Origin of the sequence: Bradyrhizobium sp. NBAIM18, assembly GCF_020193825.1 — a bacterium.
Classification (GTDB): Bacteria; Pseudomonadota; Alphaproteobacteria; order Rhizobiales; family Xanthobacteraceae; genus Bradyrhizobium; species Bradyrhizobium yuanmingense.
Map to the genome: position 1 here is coordinate 434,400 of NZ_JADYVO010000001.1, position 17,655 is coordinate 452,054.

The following is a 17,655-nucleotide window of genomic DNA, read 5'->3' on the forward strand; positions in this document are numbered from 1 at the left end:
CTCCGCCCTCATCCTGAGGAGCCCGCCCAAAGCGGGCGTCTCGAAGGATGGCTGCGGGGAAAACTCTTAAATGCGATAGCCCTGCCGCAAGTGGGGAGAGGTAAGAAAACTACCGCCGCTCGCCCATCTCCGCGGAGCTCTTGGCTTCCTGCGCAAGCTCGGCCGACAGCGCCGCGGTCTGCGCCGGCGTGCCCCAGCTCGGCAGCTCGCTGCCGTCGCCCCAGTTGCGCGGCCGATAGAAGGTGTGCACGCCGGTCTTGTACAGCTTCTTCATCTCGGCGACCCAGGACGGACGCACCCAATAGGCGTGATAGTGCGTGGACTTGCCGACCTCGGGCAGCCAGATCTGGCCGTCGAGCATCGCCTTGGATATCTTCTTGGCGCGCTCCCACATCTCGGGCTCGCGGATCACGTCCGGATTGTTGTCGCAGGCGAAGGTGAACTGGCAGGCCAGATGCCGGTGCTTGTTCTGATAGACCGCGCCGCACACGGTGTCGGGATATTTGCCGGAGAACACGCGGTTCATCACCACCTGTGCCACCGCGATCTGGCCGCGCACGGCTTCGCCGCGTGCTTCGAAATAGACCGCCTCGGCAAGGCACTTTTCCGACTTCGCGCGCGACTTGTCGTCGAGCGCGAGCCGTTCCGCCGGCGACTTGGCGCGTTGGTTCTCGGCGTTGACCTCGCCCTTCGGCGCGACGCTCTCGCCGCTCTCGATGTCCCTGGCAATCTCCGCCGTCGGCGGCGTCAGCGAGGCCGTCACCTTCATGTCGGGGTCGGGCATCACGATCAGCGGCTCGGCGCCGGGCTGCCAGCTCTCGATGGTCTCGAGATTGCCGCCCAGCGAGGAGCTGCCGAAGAACAGGCTCGATGTCTTGACGCTGAAAGGATCGCGCGCGGGAGCAGCCGGCGCCGTGGCGCGCTTCAGCGCTTCCAGCGGCTGCACCGCGAACGCGCGCGCAGCCTCGCTCGCCCGCGGCGGATTGGAATATTGCGGCAGCGGCGGCGCGCGCATCGCCTCCTGCAGCTCGGGATCGAGCGGGGCCGCGGATTCCGGCGACATCGCCGGCGGCAATGCGGCGGTCTTGGCGCCGAACACCGAGCTGTTCGAGGTCGCGGGATCTTCCTTGGCCGGTGCTGCAGCCGGCGCGGCCGTCTCAGGCGACTGCGTCGGCGCGACGATTGCGAGGCGATCGCCCTTCAGGGCGCGATCGACCTTGGGAAAGTCGGATGCGTGGTAGCGCGGCGGTGCCTGAAGCGCCGGATTGCGGCGGATTGCGCCGGTGACGTCGCCGCCGTCGAGGCTCGCGAGCCGAACCATCGCGCTCTGCGGAACCGAGGTGCCGATGGGGCGGGAAAAACTGTAGGTGGCGAGCTGGATCGAGGACGCAGCGGAGAACACCTGCTTCTGCCACCGCTCGGCGACGCCGGGTTGGCGCGCCAGCAACGAGGCAATGTCCTGATAGCCGGTCTCTCTCGGCATCAATGCGAAGATGCAGAGACCGATGCCGAAGGACGCGAACCGCGCGCCCTTCGGATGGTTACGCAACACAGACATCGATACGCTCACGCTACGCTTACGCTGGTTCGATCGAACTCAGTACATCCGTGCAATTCGATCTTTATTGTGAGTATCTAATTCAGGTTGCTGGGGCGTTAATCGGCGTTGCGCAGGCGGCACACTCAAGCGAATGCAGGTGTTTTCACGGGGCGACGTCGCGCATTGGTAAATGCGGCCTCACGTGAAGCGGTAAACATCGGGTCAACGCGAATGGTGAAGGAACTCTTGCGCCCGCGTATCGTCACGGGACGCTTGCTGAGGGAACGCCTGTGCGATGGCGACGGACGGAGGCGCCAGTGCGCCTCTCACTCGGCGATCAGCTTCAGCCACTCGTCTTCGGTCAGCACCTTGACGCCGTGCTTGTTGGCGTCCGCGAGCTTGGAGCCGGCACCGGGGCCCGCGACGACGAGGTCGGTCTTTTTCGAGACCGAGCCCGACACCTTGGCCCCGAGCCGCTCGGCCGTCGCCTTGGCTTCATCCCGCGTCATCTTTTCCAGCGACCCCGTGAACACCACGGTCTTGCCGGCGACGGCCGAATTGCTCTTCGGCTTTTCGGCGTCGACGATCTCGACTTCCTTGGTCAGCCGCTCGACGATGCCGCGGTTGTGGCTCTCGCCGAAATAATCGGCGATGCTCTTGATCACGGTGTCGCCGATCTGGTCGAGCGCGTCCATGTCCGCGATCGCCTCCTCGTCGCCCTTGGCAACTTTCAGGCAGGCATCGTGGAAGGCGTCCCACGAGCCGTAGCCGCGCGCCAGCGCCAGCGCCGTGGTCTCACCGACATGGCGCATGCCGAGCGCGAAGATGAAGCGCTCCAGCGCGATTCTGCGCCGGCTCTCGATGGCGCCGAACAGGTTGCGCACGGAGGTCGCGCCGTAGCCTTCGATCTCCTCGAGCTTGAGTTTCGAATTGCGCTTCTCCAGCGTGAAGATGTCGGCGGGCTCCTTCACCCAGCCCTCGTCGAAGAAGTACTGGAGCTGCTTCTCGCCAAGGCCGTCGATGTCGAAGGCCCGCCGCGACACGAACAGCTTCAGATGCTCGATCTTCTGGTAGGGACAGGCGAACTCGCCGGTGCAGCGGGCGCGCGAGCCCTCCTCGCCCGTCGCCGTCTCCTCGCGCACGACGTCGGTGTGCAGCGGACACGGGCACGTCTTCGGGAAGTGGAATTCCCTGGCGCTCTTCGGCCGCTTGTCGAGGACGACGTCGACCACCTGCGGGATGACGTCGCCGGCGCGCTGGATCACCACCGTGTCACCGATCCTGATGTCGCGCCCCTCGCGCAGCACCTCGCCCTTGTTGCCGATGCCCTTGATGTAATCCTCGTTGTGCAGCGTGACGTTCTGCACGATGACGCCCCCGACGCCCACCGGCTCGAGCTTGCCGACCGGCGTGAACGAGCCGGTGCGGCCGACCTGGATCTCGATGTCCCGCAGCACCGTCATGGCGCGCTCGGCCGGGAATTTGTGCGCGATCCCCCAGCGCGGCGTGCGCGACACGAAGCCGAGCCGCTCCTGCCAGTCGATGCGGTCGATCTTGTAGACGACGCCGTCGATGTCGTAGTCGAGCCGCGCGCGCTGCTCCTCGATCGCATGATGAAAGGCGAGCAGTTCCTCGACCGAGTGACAGAGCTTGGTGAGCGGATTGGTCTTGAAACCGCAGCGCTCGAACCAGCCGATCATGCCGCTCTGCGTGTCTTCCGGCATCGCGCTCATCTGCCCCCAGGCATAGGCGAAGAACCCGAGCGGACGGGAGGCGGTGATGGTCGGGTCCTTCTGGCGGAGCGAGCCGGCGGCCGAATTGCGCGGATTGGCGAAGATGGTGTCGCCTGCCGCCTTCTGCCGCTCGTTGAGCGCCAGGAACGCCTTCTTGGTCATGTAGACTTCGCCGCGCACCTCGCAGATGTCGGGGATGTTGCGGCCCTTCAGCTTCTGCGGCACGTCTTCGAGCGTGCGGATGTTGGCGGTGACGTCCTCGCCGACAGCGCCGTCGCCGCGCGTCGCGGCGGTGACGAGCTCGCCGCCCTCATAGCGCAGCGACATCGAGAGGCCGTCGATCTTCGGCTCGGCGGAGAAGTCGATCTTGTCGTCGTCGAGCTTCAGGAAGCGCACGATGCGGCCGACGAAGTCGCGCACGTCCTCCTCCGCAAAGGCGTTGTCGAGCGACAGCATGGGCACGGCATGCGGGACTTTCTTGAAGCGCCCTGACGGCGCGGCGCCGACCTTCTGTGAGGGCGAGTCCGCGGTGACGAACTCGGGAAAACGCGCCTCGATCGCGTTGAGGCGCTGGCGCAGCGCGTCGTATTCGGCGTCTGTGACGGTGGGCGCGTCCTCCTGATAGTAGCGCTCGTTGTGCCCCTCGATCTCGAGAGCGAGCCGCTTATGCTCGACCTTGGCCTGCGCCTTGGTGAGCTCGGCGACGTCGCGGTGCGGTGTTGCTTTGGATTTTGCTGCTCTGGCCATGGCGCTTGGATACGACGGAGCGGGCGGGAGGGTAAAGGCTTGTGGAAATCTCGTGCCCCGGGCGCAGCGCAGCGCTCCTTCAGCGGTGCGCTGCAGAGCCGGGGCCCATGTCGCGGCTGGCATTCTGGGTCCCGGCTCGCGCTACGCGCGTCCGGGACACGAACCTCAAGCCGTCGCTGCCTTCAGCAGCCTCTCCGCCGCCGCTCTCGCCTCGGCCGTGATCTCGGCGCCGGCGAGCATGCGGGCGATCTCCTCGCGGCGGTGGTCGGCGGCGAGCGCATTGACGCGGGTGGCGACGCGCTTGCCCTTGTCGAGGGCATCCTTGGAGATGAGCAGGTGCTGGTCGGCGCGGGCGGCGACCTGCGGGGCGTGGGTCACGGCCATGACCTGGACCTTGCCGGCAAGCCGCGCCAGGCGCCCGCCGATGGCGTCCGCAACCGCACCGCCGACGCCGGTATCGATCTCGTCGAAGACGAGCGTCGGCGCCGAGCCGCGGTCGGACAGCACGACCTTGAGCGCGAGCAGGAAGCGCGACAGCTCGCCGCCGGAGGCGACCTTCATCAAGGGCCCTGGCTTGGTGCCCGGATTGGTCTGCACCCAGAACTCGACGCGATCGAAACCTTGCGGCCCGGGCGCCGCCTCGTCGGTCTCGACCTCTGTCATGAACCTCGCGCGTTCGAGCTTGAGCGGGGCAAGCTCGGCAGTGACCGCCTTGTTGAGCTTCTCGGCCGACTTCTGCCGCGCCAGCGACAGCTTCTTGGCGGCCGCCGCATAGCTTCTGTCCGCCTCGATCGCGGCCTGCTCCAGCTTCTTCAAGCGCGAGGCGCCAGCATCGATCAGCACGACGTCGGCGGCATATTTGGCGGCCAACGCGGCGAGGCCGTCAACCGGGGTCGAATATTTGCGAGACGCCGCACGCAAAGCAAAAAGCCGTTCCTCGATGCGCTCGAGCTCGGCCGGATCGAAATCAGTTGCGGCCAGCGCCGCCTGGAGGTGCTGATCGGCCTCCTCCAGCGCGTTGATCGCCGCGTCGATCGCCTTGACCGCCGGCTCGACCAGCGCCGGCGAGTTGACGCCGCGGCGCTCCAGCCGGCGCACCGCCGCCGAGAGCGCGGCAACCGGCGAATGATTGCCCCCGACCGCCTCCTGCGCCTCGCGCAGGTCGGAGGCGATCTTCTCGCCCTGCATCATGGTGGTGCGGCGGGAGGCTAGCGCAGTCTCCTCGCCGTCCTTGGGCGCGAGCTGCTTCAGCTCGTCGGAGGCGTGACGCAGATAATCGGCCTCGCGCGCCGCGCGCTCCATGGCGGCGCGATGCTCCTCCAGCGCGGTGTTGGCGGTGCGGCGCGCGTCCCAGAGCGCCTCGACGGCCGCGACGTCCTTTTCGAGGCCGGCAAAGGCGTCGAGCAGGCGGCGGTGGGTGGCAGCATCGACCAGCGCGCGCTCGTCGTGCTGGCCGTGGATCTCGACCAGGGCGGTGCCGACCGCCTTCAGCGTCTGCACGCTGATCGATTGGTCGTTGATGAAGGCGCGGGTGCGCCCGTCGGCGAACTGCACGCGGCGGAGAATCATCTCTCCGGTGTCGTCCAGACCGTTCTCGGCCAGGATCTTCGCCGCTGGGTGATTCTTCGGGACATCGAACACGGCCGTGACCTGCCCCTGCTCCGCGCCGTGACGCACGAGGCCGGCGTCGCCGCGGCCGCCGAGCGCCAGCGCAAAGGCATCGAGCAGGATGGATTTGCCCGCACCGGTCTCGCCGGTCAAAACCGCGAGGCCGGAGGCGAATTCGATATCGAGCCGTTCGATCAGGACGATGTCACGGATCGACAGACGCGCCAGCATGGAACCAAATTTCCTAGCCGAGACCCATTTTCTTGAAGGTCCGGCTGATCCATGACCCCTGATTCTCGCTCGGCTCGAGACCGCCGGATTTTACAAGATTATAGGCGTCCTTGTACCAGCGGCTGTCAGGAAAATTGTGCCCAAGCACCGCCGCCGCGGTCTGCGCTTCGCCAACGATGCCGATCGCCATATAGGCCTCGGTGAGCCGGAACAGCGCCTCTTCGACATGGCGGGTGGTCTGGTACTGCGTCACGACGGTCTTGTAACGATTGATGGCGGCCGTGTAGTCGCGCTTCTGGGCGTAGTAGCGGCCGACATTCATTTCCTTGCCGGCGAGCTGGTCGCGCGCGCCCTCGATCTTGGCCTTGGCCGAGGTCGCATATTCCGAGTTCGGATATTTGCGCACCACCTCTTCCAGCGCAGCGATCGCCTTTTCGGTGCGGGTCTGGTCGCGGCTGATATCCGGGATCTGGTCGTAATGGGAGGCGGCGATCAGGTATTGCGCATAGGCCGCATCCGGGCTGCCGGGATGCAGCGTGACGTAGCGGGTGGCGGCACCGATGCAACCGTCATAATCGCCGCCCTGATAGGACGCATAGGCCGACATCAGCAGCGACTTGCGGGCCCAGTCGGAATAAGGATGCTGGCGGTCGACCTCTTCGAACTTCTTGTTCGCCGCCTTCATGTCCTTCTTCTCGTTCATGAGGTACAGGCCCTCATTGTAGATCTTGTCGGCGGGCTCCTCGACGAAGGTGTCGTCCTTGGCGGTGAACTTGTCCCAGAGCGCGCCCGTGCCGCATCCGGCGAGCGGGAGCGCAAGAACGATGAAGGTGACGGCCTGAATCAGCCCGCGGGCTCGCGACGAGACCGAGAAAAATCCGCGCGTCATACGCTGTGCCGACATGAGTTTAAGCCCTGACGCCCTGTGATGCGGTGTCCGCCAGCCCACGAACCCCTCATGGGCGCGAAATGTAACCGTGGTGCCTGCCACGCGACCACGCCGATGTATCCGAAAACGATTGTTAACGAACCGGATAGGGAGGCATTTCGCCCGGATTAAGGCGAACCTGCCGCAATGCTAGCCGATCATGGTTACCAGGAGTTTCCCGGGGGCCGTCAACACATTCCGAAGGCGGCAGGCCGCGTCAGGACACATCCGGTCCGAAGGCCGCAGCGACCCGGCCGCCGACGATGCCACGACCGACCTCGCCCACGGCACGCGTGGTGCGGCGGGCAGCCTCGCCCTCGACCACCCGCCAGGCGGTCCGGTCGGCGAGCAGCGCCGTCAGGACGGCGTGGTTGAGCTTGTGGCCGCCACGCACCGAGCGGTAGGCGCCAAGCAGCGGCAGGCCGGCCAGCGAGAGGTCGCCGATCACGTCCAGCACCTTGTGACGGGCGCATTCATCGGCGTAGCGCAAGCCCTCGGTATTGAGCAGCCGCTCGTCGTCGAACACGACGGTGTTGTCGAAGGAGGCGCCGAGGGCATAGCCGGCGCTCCAGAGCCGCGCGACGTCGCACATCAGGCCGAAGGTCCGGGCCCGGCCGACTTCACGACGGAAACCTTCCGGATTGAGGTCGAAGGCGTAAGCCTGCTGGCCGATGACGGGATTGGTGAAATCGATCTCGACCTCGACGCGGAACCCGTTGGTGTGGGGCCTGATCTCGCCGAAGGAGTCGCCGATCTTGACCGAGATCGGCTTCAGAACCTGGATGAAGCGGCGCTGCGCCGGCTGGGTGACGATGCCGGCCTGGTCGATTGCCGCGATGAAGGCGGCGGCGCTGCCGTCCATGATCGGGACTTCGGGACCGTCGATCTCGATTGTGGCGTTGTCGACACCTATTCCCCGCAGTGCAGCAAGCACATGCTCGGCAGTGGACACCAGCGGACCGTTGCGGTCGCCGAGGACCGTGGCAAAGTCAGTCGCAATCACCTGCTCGGCGGTGGCCTGAACTTCGCGGTCACTTCCCTCAAGTCCGGTCCGGACAAAAATAAAACCCGCGTCGACAGGCGCAGGCCCAAGCGTGAGAGTGACTGGAAGACCGGAATGAACGCCCACGCCTGCCACAGAGGCTTGCGCACGAAGCGTTGTTTGCCGGCTAAATTTCATCAGGAACCCGCCCCACTAAGACCCATTGCGACTTATACGAGACCCGCTTGGCCGGCCAGAGCCGACGCTACCGAATCTCCGTATCCCCAAGTCACGGCAAACCATAGTTGCAGCCTCAAACAGCGCCAACTCACGCTTTTTTACCGATTGTTACCCCAAACCTGCCGTATTCGCGCCAAGGCTTAACCAAATTGCGCCGGGTTTCGGGACCGCTATCGGCAGTTCTACTGAACCACCGAAGCCGTAATTAATGATTTAAAATCAGTTGTTTGGCCGCTCAATCCGGACATGCCCGGGACAAAAGGAAAGGTCCCGGCGAGCTCCTCGCCGGGACCTTTTTTCGTCTGCCTTATTGTAACAATCCTCAGGTCGCCTGCCGCCGCAGGAAGGCCGGGATATCAAGATGGTCGTCACCCTGTGGCGCCGGCGCAACAGGCGCGGGGCGGCCATGGACGTCCAGACCCTGCGGCGCGGGACGGCGGGCATACTCCGATACCGGCTCGTTGGACGCGATCTGCTGCGCCACGGTCTTCTGCGGCCTGCGCTCGGGCAGCGGCGGCATGGCGGGACCGGCAGTGCGGGCCGCGACCGGTGGCTCGCTTTCCTCGTCGCGACGGCCGAGGCCGACATTGGCGAGGCGCTGCAGCAGCGACAGGCGGGTCTTCTGCGGGGTCTCCTCCTCAGCCTCGCCGCGGGCCTGCCGAATCTCGGCCTGCGCCGGCATCGGCAGCTCCTCGATTCGCGGCATGCGCGGCGCGCGGGCCGGACGCTCAGCCTGCGGCGGGATGAAGGTGTCCGGCGTCATCGGCTCCTGCACCGCGACCGGGGCCATGTCGGCCTCCGGGAACAGGGTCGGCTTCTGCGCGATCGGGCGCACGGTGACGTCGCCATAGGTCTGCGGCGCCGGCGGCTGCGGCACCTCGGAAACGGCAGCGGCGATCGCGGCGAGCGCAGCACGCTCGACGTTCGGACGGGGCGCGGCGGCAATCGGAGCCGGCGCGGCGGCCGGGGTCTGGGCTTCCAGCTTCTGAGCGCGCTCGGCCAGACGCTGGTTGTCGGCACGCAGCCGGGCGGTCAGGTCGGCGAGACGGCTCTCGGCGGCGGCGGCCGGGGCGGCAGCCTGCTGCATCTGCGGTGCCGGGTTGGCGACGGGCGCGGAGGTGGCCTGGCTGTTGCGGGCGATCGCGGCCTGCTCGATACCGGTGGCGACCACCGAGACGCGGATCAGACCGTCGAGCGCTTCGTCGAAGGTGGCGCCGACGATGATGTTGGCGTCCTGGTCGACTTCCTCGCGGATGCGGGTCGCGGCCTCGTCGACCTCGAACAAAGTGAGGTCCTTGCCGCCGGTGATGGAGATGAGGAGGCCCTTGGCGCCCTTCATCGACGAGTCGTCGATCAGCGGGTTGGCGATCGCGGCTTCCGCGGCGGTCAGCGCGCGCTTGTCGCCGGAGGCTTCGCCGGTGCCCATCATCGCCTTGCCCATCTCGCGCATGACGGCGCGGACGTCGGCGAAGTCGAGGTTGATCAGGCCTTCCTTGACCATCAGGTCGGTGATGCAGGCGACGCCCGAATAGAGCACCTGGTCGGCCATCGCGAAGGCGTCGGCGAAGGTGGTCTTCTCGTTGGCGACCCGGAACAGGTTCTGGTTCGGGATGATCAGGAGCGTATCCACGACCTTGTGCAGCTCGGAGATGCCGGCTTCGGCCGTGCGCATGCGGCGCTGACCCTCGAAGTGGAACGGCTTGGTCACCACGCCGACGGTGAGGATGCCCATGTCGCGCGCGGTCTTGGCGATGACGGGAGCTGCACCCGTGCCGGTGCCGCCGCCCATGCCGGCGGTGACGAACACCATGTTGGCGCCCGAGAGATGGTCGCGCAGCTCGTCGATCACCTCTTCCGCGGCCGCGGCGCCGACGTTCGGCTGCGAGCCGGCGCCGAGGCCTTGCGTGACGGCCGTGCCCATCTGCACGATGCGCTGCGCCTTCGACATCGTCAGCGCCTGCGCGTCGGTGTTGGCGACCACGAAGTCGACGCCCTGCAGGCCCGCCGTGATCATGTTGTTGACGGCGTTGCCGCCGGCGCCGCCGACGCCGAACACGGTGATCCGGGGCTTCAGTTCGTGAATATCAGGAACATTGATGCTGATGGTCATGGTTGCCTCTCGATCACGCGCGCGTGGGTTCGCCCCGGCCGGTGGCCGCGGGAGTTGGTGAAAATCGAAGATTGCGGAAAGCGGTCATCAGAAGCCCTCGCGTAGCCATCGTCCGACCTTTCCGAAATATCCGCCGGTCCCTGTCTTGATCTGCTGCCGCGTATGCCGCGGTTCGACATGTTCGAGGTGAACATATTGCGGGTAGACCAGAAGTCCGGCCGGCACCGCGAACGCGGCGTTCTTCGCCTCGTTGGGAAGCCGGCCGAAACCGAGCGGACGACCGACCCGCACGGGCCGGCCGAGAATCCGGGTGCCGAGATCGACGAGGCCGGTCAGCTGCGAGGCCCCGCCCGAGAGCACGACGCGGCCGTTCGGCTCTGCGGCGAAGGGCGAATCCTTCAGCTTGTCCCGAACCATTTCGAAGACTTCCTCGGCACGGTGCTTGACGATGTTCGCGATGGTGGCGCGGGAGACGATCTGCGGAAGATCCTGCTCGTCACCGGCTGTCGGCACAGACATCAGCTCACGCGAGTCCGATCCGCCGGTGATGACGGTGCCGTATAAGGTCTTGATTCGCTCGGCATCGGCAATGGTCGCCGAGAGTCCGCGCGCAAGATCCATCGTGATGTGTTGCCCGCCGACCGCAAAACCCGCCGCGTGCACGAAGCGGCCGCCCGAATAAACGGCAATCGTGGTGGTGCCGGCGCCCATCTCGACGACAGCGGCGCCGAGATCGGCCTCGTCGTCGGTCAGCACCGAGAGTCCGGCCACATAGGGGCTCGCTGCCATGGCTTCGACATTGATGTGGCAGCGCTCCACCGCCAGCATCAGGTTCCGCGCCACGGTGGCGTCGCAGGTGACGACGTTCATGTCGACGCCGAATTGGTGCGCGACCATGCCGCGGGGATCGCGGATGCCTTTGACACCGTCGAGCGTGTAGCCGACCGGCAGGGCGTGCAGCACGGTGCGGCCTTCGCCGGTGGCGTGGCGCATGCCGGTGGAGGTGACGCGGCTGACATCGGCCGGCGTCACGGCGCCGCCACGAATGTCGGCGGCAGCCTCGACCAGCTGGCCGGCGAGCCGGCCGCCGGAGACCGACAACAGCACGGACTCGACCCGCACCTTGGCCATCTTCTCCGCAAGCCCGACGGCCTGGCGCACCGCCTGCTCGCATTCGCCGAGATCGATCACCGCGCCGGCCTTCATGCCGCGCGCCTGGATCTGGCTGTAGCCGATCAATTCCACCGCATGGGTGCGGCCGCGCAGCGCATCGCTCGGCGGCGACGGCTTCAGCCGCGCGATCATGCAGGCGATCTTGCTGGTGCCGATGTCGAGGCAGGCGACGATGCCGCCGCGCTTGTGCGGCATCGGGCGCGTCTTCGGCGTCTGGGTGCGATCGAGACCGGTCATGCGGAATCCCCGGCCTTCTTCTTCTTCTTGTCCTTGAACAGCTCCTCGCGCGCCTTGGCGGCGTCCTCGGAGAGCTGCACCACCAGCCGGTCCGGCAGGCGCATGTCGACGGCGACGATATCGCGCGAGAACAGCCTGTCCTCCTTGTCGAGCTTCGACAGCATCGCAAGCGCGTTGCCGACGTCCTGCTCGGGCAGGCGAATGTCGAGACCGTCCTTGAGCCGCAGGTTCCAGCGCCGCTCGCCGACGTAGATCGCGGCCTTGGTCACCGAATGGACCTGCGGGTAGCGCGCCAGCAGCGCCAGGAAATCGCGGGCCTGGGTCTCGGCGCCCTTGCCGACCACGAGCGGCAGCGACAGGAAGCGGCGCGAGACATAGGGCTCGAGCACGGCGCCGTCGTCGGCGATGACGGAGAGCCGGCCGGCCTCCTGCCACAGCGCGAACGCCTTGCGCTCGGTGAGCTCGATCATGAGCTGGCCCGGATAGAGCTTCAGCACGGTCGCATCCGCGATCCAGGGATTGGCCTTGAGCTTGTCGCGCACCGCCTCGGCATCGAGGAACAGCAGCGAGGAGCGGCCGCTGACGCCGCCGATCGCGAGGATCTCGTCCTGGGTCAGCTGTTTGCGGCCGTTGATCACGACGGAGGTGATGCGGAAGCCGGCGGAATTGGCCAGCGCATTGCGGGCGTCGCTGACGGCGGTGACGAAATCCTGGAGATGGCCGCCCTTGACGATGCCGAAGCCGCAGCTGCCGATCAACAGCAGCACGGTCATGCTGAGGCCGACCCGGCGCGGCAGATAGCGCTCGACCAGCGCGACCAGGCGCGGCGGCGGCTCGCGCTCGACGGCGGCCTTGGCCTGGGCTTTGGCTTTGGCCTTATCCCTGGCGGCAGCGCGCGCCTCTTCGCGCTTGACCTGCACCCACTCGCGCAGAAGCACGACCGCTCCGATAGCGGCCGCCTTCAGGTCAGCTTGGGGCCTCAGCGATCTCAAAAGCGATCGGGTGAGGCGTCCTGCACCATCCATTGCACGAGCTCGTCAACAGTTTGCCCGCGACATCGCGCGGATCCTGGCGAACATGACGTCTCGGACCTGCCGGGCCGGGTGCTGGTCTTCAGCAGAAGAAAACCTCTCCCCTTCAAAGCGTTCGCTGGAGGTGACATCACCCGCGACAGCTCACGCGCCGGCAGCCAAAGCGCCATATGCGCCGCCAGCGTTAACCTTCGGACGTCCTGGTAAACAAAAGGTAAAATTCGTTAACGACCTGCGCATTTTGCCTCGCGCTGTGAGGCATTTGCGCCGCGATGTCCGGCATTTTACCGGTTTTGGCCACCAAACCGGCCCGTTTCGCCGGTCCGGCCGTTAACCAGTCCTGACTATTTCCGCACGCGCTGGCAGGCGAGCTCGACCAAGCCGCGCAGGAAGTCGACGAACTCGATGCCTTCGGCTTTCAGCGCCTTGGGGTAGAGCGAGGACTTGGTCAGCCCGGGCAACGTGTTGGTTTCGAGATAGACCAGGCCCTTGTCCGAGACGATGAAGTCAGAGCGGGAATAGCCGGTGCAGGACATTGCGCGGTGGGCCAGCATCGCCTGCTCCTTAAGCGCGGCGGTGATCTCGGGTGCGAAGCGGCCGGGGCAGATCTCCTGGGTCGATTTCAGAAGATATTTCGCCGCGTAGTCGAAATTGCCCTCGCCCGGAATGATCTCGATCGGCGGCAGCGAGATGATCGAGCCGTCGGGGCGCTCCAGCACGCCGCAGGTCGCCTCCACCCCGGCGATGTAGGGCTCGATGACATACTCTTCATGCTTCGCTGCGTTGCGGACAGCGACGAGGTCCTGCTTGGCATTGACGAAGATCAGGCCGTAGCTCGACCCGTCGCGCGCGGGCTTTGCGATCAGCCTTCCATACTCGGCGAAAGCCTCGTCGATATCATCGAGCGCAAGATTTTCCGGCGGCGTCACGCCGCCGAGCGCGGCGAAGCGCTTGGCTGCGATCTTGTCGAAGGCCAGATGCGACGACGCCGAGCCCGAGCCGGTGAAGGGCACGCCGCGCGCCTCGCACATCACCTGCAATTCGCCGTTCTCGGCACGCCCGCCGTGCAGGCCGAGCACCAGCACGCGATCCTCAGCCTTGGCCCGGTCGAGCGCCTGCGCGAGCGGGACCCCGCGCGTGCCCGGCTTGAATTCGTCCTCGAACGGGCGGGCATGCTCGAGCAGCTGCTTCGACTGCACGACGTGCACCTTGTCCTCGACGTCCCACCACCAGAGGTCAGCCTCGGGCAGCGCCTGATGCAGCGCCTGGGCTGTGGCAACCGAGACGAGACGCTCGCGGTTGGAGCCGCCGAAGAGGATGGTGATGCGCATGTTTCTGTCACCCATGTGTATCGTCATTCCGGGATGCGCCGAAAGGCGCAGGCCCGGAATCCATAACCACGATCGTGATTATGGATACTCGGGTGCGCAATTGCGCACCATAGCTCGCGACTTCGTCGCGCTCCGGAACGACGGTGATCATGAAACCCCGATCCGCTTGATTTCCCAGTGTAGCTCGATTCCGGAATTCGCCTTCACGCGTGCACGTACCGTCTCGCCCAGCGTCTCGATGTCGTGCGCGGTGGCATCGCCCGTGTTGATCAGGAAGTTGCAATGCATCTCCGAGACCTGCGCGCCACCGACGCGCAGGCCGCGGCAGCCGGCGGCGTCGATCAGCTTCCAGGCGGAATGGCCGGGCGGATTCTTGAAGGTCGAGCCGCCGGTCTTCTCGCGGATCGGCTGCGCGGTCTCGCGATGGCTCTGCACCTCCGCCATCCGCGCGCGGATCGCCTCCACGTCCCTGATCTCGCCGCGAAAGCGCGCGGAGGTGAAGATGATGGAGGGATCGACGCCGCTGGAGCGGTAGACAAACTTCATCTCGGCGTTGGAGAAGACGTGCTTGGTGCCGTCGCGCCCGATGCCCCTCGCCTCGATCAGCACGTCCTTGGTCTCGTCGCCATTGGCGCCGGCATTCATGCGCAACGCACCACCGATCGTGCCGGGAATGCCGAAATAGAATTCGAGCCCACTGATATTGGCGGAGGCCGCAACTTCGGCCACGCGCTTGTCGAGCGCGGCCGTGCCGGCGGTGACGATGTCGCCGCTCGCAGTCGCCTCGCCGAAGGCGCGCGGCGCGAGACGAATGACGACGCCGGCAATGCCGCCGTCGCGCACGATCAGGTTGGAGCCGACCCCGATGACGTAGACGGGAATGGCGGAGGCGAGATGCGCCAGGAAGTAAGCGAGATCGTCCTCGTCCGCCGGCGTGAACAGCACCTGCGCCGGGCCGCCGACGCGAAACCAGGTGAGCTCGGCCAGCGACTGGTTCGCCAGCAGCCGCCCACGAAGCTCGGGCATCGCGGCTTTGAGTGAAGGGGTGATGTCGGGAAATCCCACCGCGCTACCCCAGCGCCTTCAACTGGTCCGGCAGCGCATACGCCCATTGCGTGATGTTGCCGGCGCCGAGACATACAACGAGATCGCCGCTCTTGGCGATGCCATGGACGATTTTGGCTAGTTCGCCGGCATTGGGCAGCGGGATCACCTCGCGATGGCCGTGGGCGCGCAGGCCGGCGACGAAATGATCGCGGTCGATGCCTTCGATCGGCGCTTCGCCGGCGGCATAGACGTCGGCGACGACGACCGCATCGGCATCGTTGAAGCAGGTGCAGAACTCCTCGAACAGCGATTGCAGGCGGGTGTAGCGATGCGGCTGCACCACCGCGATCACCTTGCCGGTATAGGAATCGCGCGCGGCCTTCAGCACGGCTGCGATCTCCACGGGGTGATGGCCGTAATCATCGATCACGGTGACGCCGTTCCACTCGCCGGTCTTGGTGAAGCGCCGCTTGACGCCGCCGAAGCCCGCCAGCGCCTTGCGGATCGCCCCGTCAGACACGCCGAGCTGGTGCGCGACCGCGATCGCCGCCGTCGCGTTGGAAGCATTGTGCCGGCCCGGCATCGGCAGCGCGAGATCGGCGATCTCATGCGTGGTGCCGGTCTTGCGGTCGCGGATCACGACCTTGAACTTCGAGCCGCCACCGCCGGCGGTGAGATCGACCAGCCGCGCATCGGCCTGCGGATTCTCGCCATAGGTGATGATGCGGCGGTCCTCGATCTTGCCGACGAGGCTCTGCACCACGGGATGATCGATGCACATCACGGCAAAGCCGTAGAACGGCAGGTTCTCGACGAAGTGACGAAACGCGTCCTGCACCGCCTCGAAGGTCTTGAAGTGATCGAGATGCTCGGGGTCGACATTGGTGACGATCGCGACATCGGTCGGCAGCTTCAGGAACGTGCCGTCGCTCTCGTCGGCCTCCACCACCATCCAGTCGCCGGCGCCAAGCCGCGCGTTGGAGCCGTAGGCGTTGATGATGCCGCCGTTGATGACGGTCGGGTCGAGGCCGCCGGCGTCGAGCAGCGTTGCGACCATCGTCGTCGTGGTGGTCTTGCCGTGGGTGCCGGCGATGGCGACGCAGCTCTTCAACCTCATCAGCTCGGCCAGCATCTCTGCGCGACGCACCACGGGAATGCGCCTCTCGCGCGCCGCCATCAGCTCCGGATTGTCGCGCTTGATCGCGGAAGACACGACCACGACCTCGGCGCCGTCGATATTCTCGGCCTTGTGGCCGACCGAGACTTTCGCGCCCTTCTTGCGCAGCCGGTCGAGATTGTAATTGTCGGAGGCGTCCGAGCCCTGGACGGCATAGCCGAGATTGACCAGCACCTCGGCAATCCCGCTCATGCCGATCCCGCCGATCCCGACGAAGTGGATGGGTCCGATCTCGCGCGGCAGTCTCATTTGGTTTCCTTGGGGTCATCGTCCGCGAAGGCGGACGATCCAGTACTCCGCGACGCCAGAGATTCAAATCAACTGCGTCGGATATTGGATGCCCCGCTTTCGCGGGGCATGACAAGTGACTTTTTTGGCCATTCGGGCCGGAACAGGCGTCAGATTCCCGCGACCTTGACCACGAGATCCGCCAGCCGCTCGGCCGCATCGAGCCGCCCCGCCCCCTTCGCCGCCGCCGCCATGGCGGCAAGCCGTGCCGGCTCGGCAGCGAAGCCAGAAATTTCGGACGCCAGCCGGTCGGAGCTGAACTCGGTCTGCGGGATGCGGATGGCACCGTCGACCTTGGCCAGCACGCCGGCATTGGCGAACTGGTCCTGGTCGATCGAGCCCGGCAACGGCACCAGGATGGAGGGCCGGCCGATCGCGGCGAGCTCGGCCACGGTCCCCGCACCGGAGCGCGATACCACGAGATGATTGGAGGCGAGCCGCGCCGGCAGATCCGTGAAGAACGGCGCGAGCTCGGCCTTGATCTTGAGCTTGTCGTAGACGGCGCGCACGCGGCTCATGTCCTCTTCGCGCACCTGCTGGGTGAGGACGAGACGGCTCCACAGCGCAGGCTCGAGCCTTTCGATCGCGCCCGGCACGATGTCGGCCATGATGCGCGCGCCCTGGCTGCCGCCGACGACGAGCAGACGCAGCGGACCGTTCGGCTCGGGCGCGGCATATTTCACCGCGGCGGCCGCGAGGATCGCCAGACGCATCGGCGTGCCGACGGTCGTGGTCTTGCCTGCCAGCGCCGGATCGCGATCGAGCACGCCGGGCAAGGACGTCGCGATGGCGCGCACGCGGCGCGACAGGAACCGGTTGGCGCGGCCGAGCACCGCATTGGCGTCGTGGATGATGCCGGGAACGCCAGCGAATTTCGCCGCGACCAGCGGCGGCAGCGTCGGATAGCCGCCGAAGCCGACGACGGCGACGGGCTTCAACCGCTTGATCAGCGCGTAGGCCGACAGCGTGCCGGCGGCGAGCGTGAGGCCGGCATAGGCGAGCTGGAACGGATTGCGGCCGCGCGCGGTCTCGCTTCTGACGACGTCGATCATGTCCTTGCTGAATAGCCCGCTATAACGCAGCGCGCGCTCGTCGGTGACGAGGCGGACGCGATAGCCGCGCCGGATCAATTCGACGCCGAGCGCTTCGGCCGGGAACAGATGGCCGCCGGTGCCGCCCGCGGCGAGAAGAATCAGGGGGGACGTGTCCATAATGAGGGAGTTTTACAGGGTCTTTCTCGTCATTGCGAGCG

Annotated in this window: 12 protein-coding genes; all 12 read right to left on the minus strand. The window is 66.3% G+C overall.

Features of this window, described 5'->3' with window-relative positions:
* Nucleotides 1-109 precede the first annotated feature (109 nt).
* Nucleotides 110-1,558, minus strand: a complete 1,449-nt coding sequence (locus I6F17_RS02095) for a cell wall hydrolase (RefSeq protein ID WP_225123840.1) — start codon at nt 1,556-1,558, stop codon at nt 110-112.
* A 308-nt stretch (nt 1,559-1,866) separates the two neighbouring features.
* Nucleotides 1,867-4,020 carry an NAD-dependent DNA ligase LigA gene (gene ligA / locus I6F17_RS02100; protein ID WP_225123841.1) on the minus strand — a complete coding sequence of 718 codons (2,154 nt, stop codon included), beginning with the start codon at nt 4,018-4,020 and terminating at the stop codon, nt 1,867-1,869.
* Between the two features lie 165 nt (nt 4,021-4,185).
* Nucleotides 4,186-5,859, minus strand: a complete 1,674-nt coding sequence (gene recN, locus I6F17_RS02105) for a DNA repair protein RecN (RefSeq protein WP_225130500.1) — start codon at nt 5,857-5,859, stop codon at nt 4,186-4,188.
* Between the two features lie 13 nt (nt 5,860-5,872).
* Nucleotides 5,873-6,763, minus strand: coding sequence for an outer membrane protein assembly factor BamD (locus tag I6F17_RS02110; RefSeq protein ID WP_036003576.1), 891 nt, complete (start codon nt 6,761-6,763; stop codon nt 5,873-5,875).
* A 241-nt stretch (nt 6,764-7,004) separates the two neighbouring features.
* Nucleotides 7,005-7,967, minus strand: coding sequence for a UDP-3-O-acyl-N-acetylglucosamine deacetylase (gene lpxC, locus I6F17_RS02115; RefSeq protein ID WP_225130501.1), 963 nt, complete (start codon nt 7,965-7,967; stop codon nt 7,005-7,007).
* Between the two features lie 364 nt (nt 7,968-8,331).
* Nucleotides 8,332-10,119: a cell division protein FtsZ gene (gene ftsZ / locus I6F17_RS02120; RefSeq protein WP_128263705.1), complete on the minus strand. Its 1,788-nt coding sequence runs from the start codon at nt 10,117-10,119 to the stop codon at nt 8,332-8,334.
* Nucleotides 10,120-10,206: 87 nt separating this feature from the next.
* Nucleotides 10,207-11,529 carry a cell division protein FtsA gene (gene ftsA / locus I6F17_RS02125; RefSeq protein ID WP_036003557.1) on the minus strand — a complete coding sequence of 441 codons (1,323 nt, stop codon included), beginning with the start codon at nt 11,527-11,529 and terminating at the stop codon, nt 10,207-10,209.
* Nucleotides 11,526-12,554 (minus strand): cell division protein FtsQ/DivIB, encoded by a 1,029-nt coding sequence (locus I6F17_RS02130; protein ID WP_225130502.1) that lies wholly within the window; start codon nt 12,552-12,554, stop codon nt 11,526-11,528. Before I6F17_RS02130 ends, ftsA begins: the two co-directional genes overlap by 4 nt.
* Nucleotides 12,555-12,904: 350 nt before the next feature.
* Complete coding sequence (locus tag I6F17_RS02135) at nt 12,905-13,891, minus strand: D-alanine--D-alanine ligase (protein ID WP_225130547.1); 987 nt, start codon at nt 13,889-13,891, stop codon at nt 12,905-12,907.
* 147 nt (nt 13,892-14,038) lie between these two features.
* Nucleotides 14,039-14,956 carry a UDP-N-acetylmuramate dehydrogenase gene (gene murB / locus I6F17_RS02140; protein WP_225130503.1) on the minus strand — a complete coding sequence of 306 codons (918 nt, stop codon included), beginning with the start codon at nt 14,954-14,956 and terminating at the stop codon, nt 14,039-14,041.
* A 4-nt stretch (nt 14,957-14,960) separates the two neighbouring features.
* Complete coding sequence (murC, locus tag I6F17_RS02145; RefSeq protein ID WP_225130504.1) at nt 14,961-16,364, minus strand: UDP-N-acetylmuramate--L-alanine ligase; 1,404 nt, start codon at nt 16,362-16,364, stop codon at nt 14,961-14,963.
* 149 nt (nt 16,365-16,513) lie between these two features.
* Nucleotides 16,514-17,617 (minus strand): undecaprenyldiphospho-muramoylpentapeptide beta-N-acetylglucosaminyltransferase, encoded by a 1,104-nt coding sequence (murG, locus tag I6F17_RS02150; RefSeq protein ID WP_225130549.1) that lies wholly within the window; start codon nt 17,615-17,617, stop codon nt 16,514-16,516.
* Between the last annotated feature and the right edge of the window lie 38 nt (nt 17,618-17,655).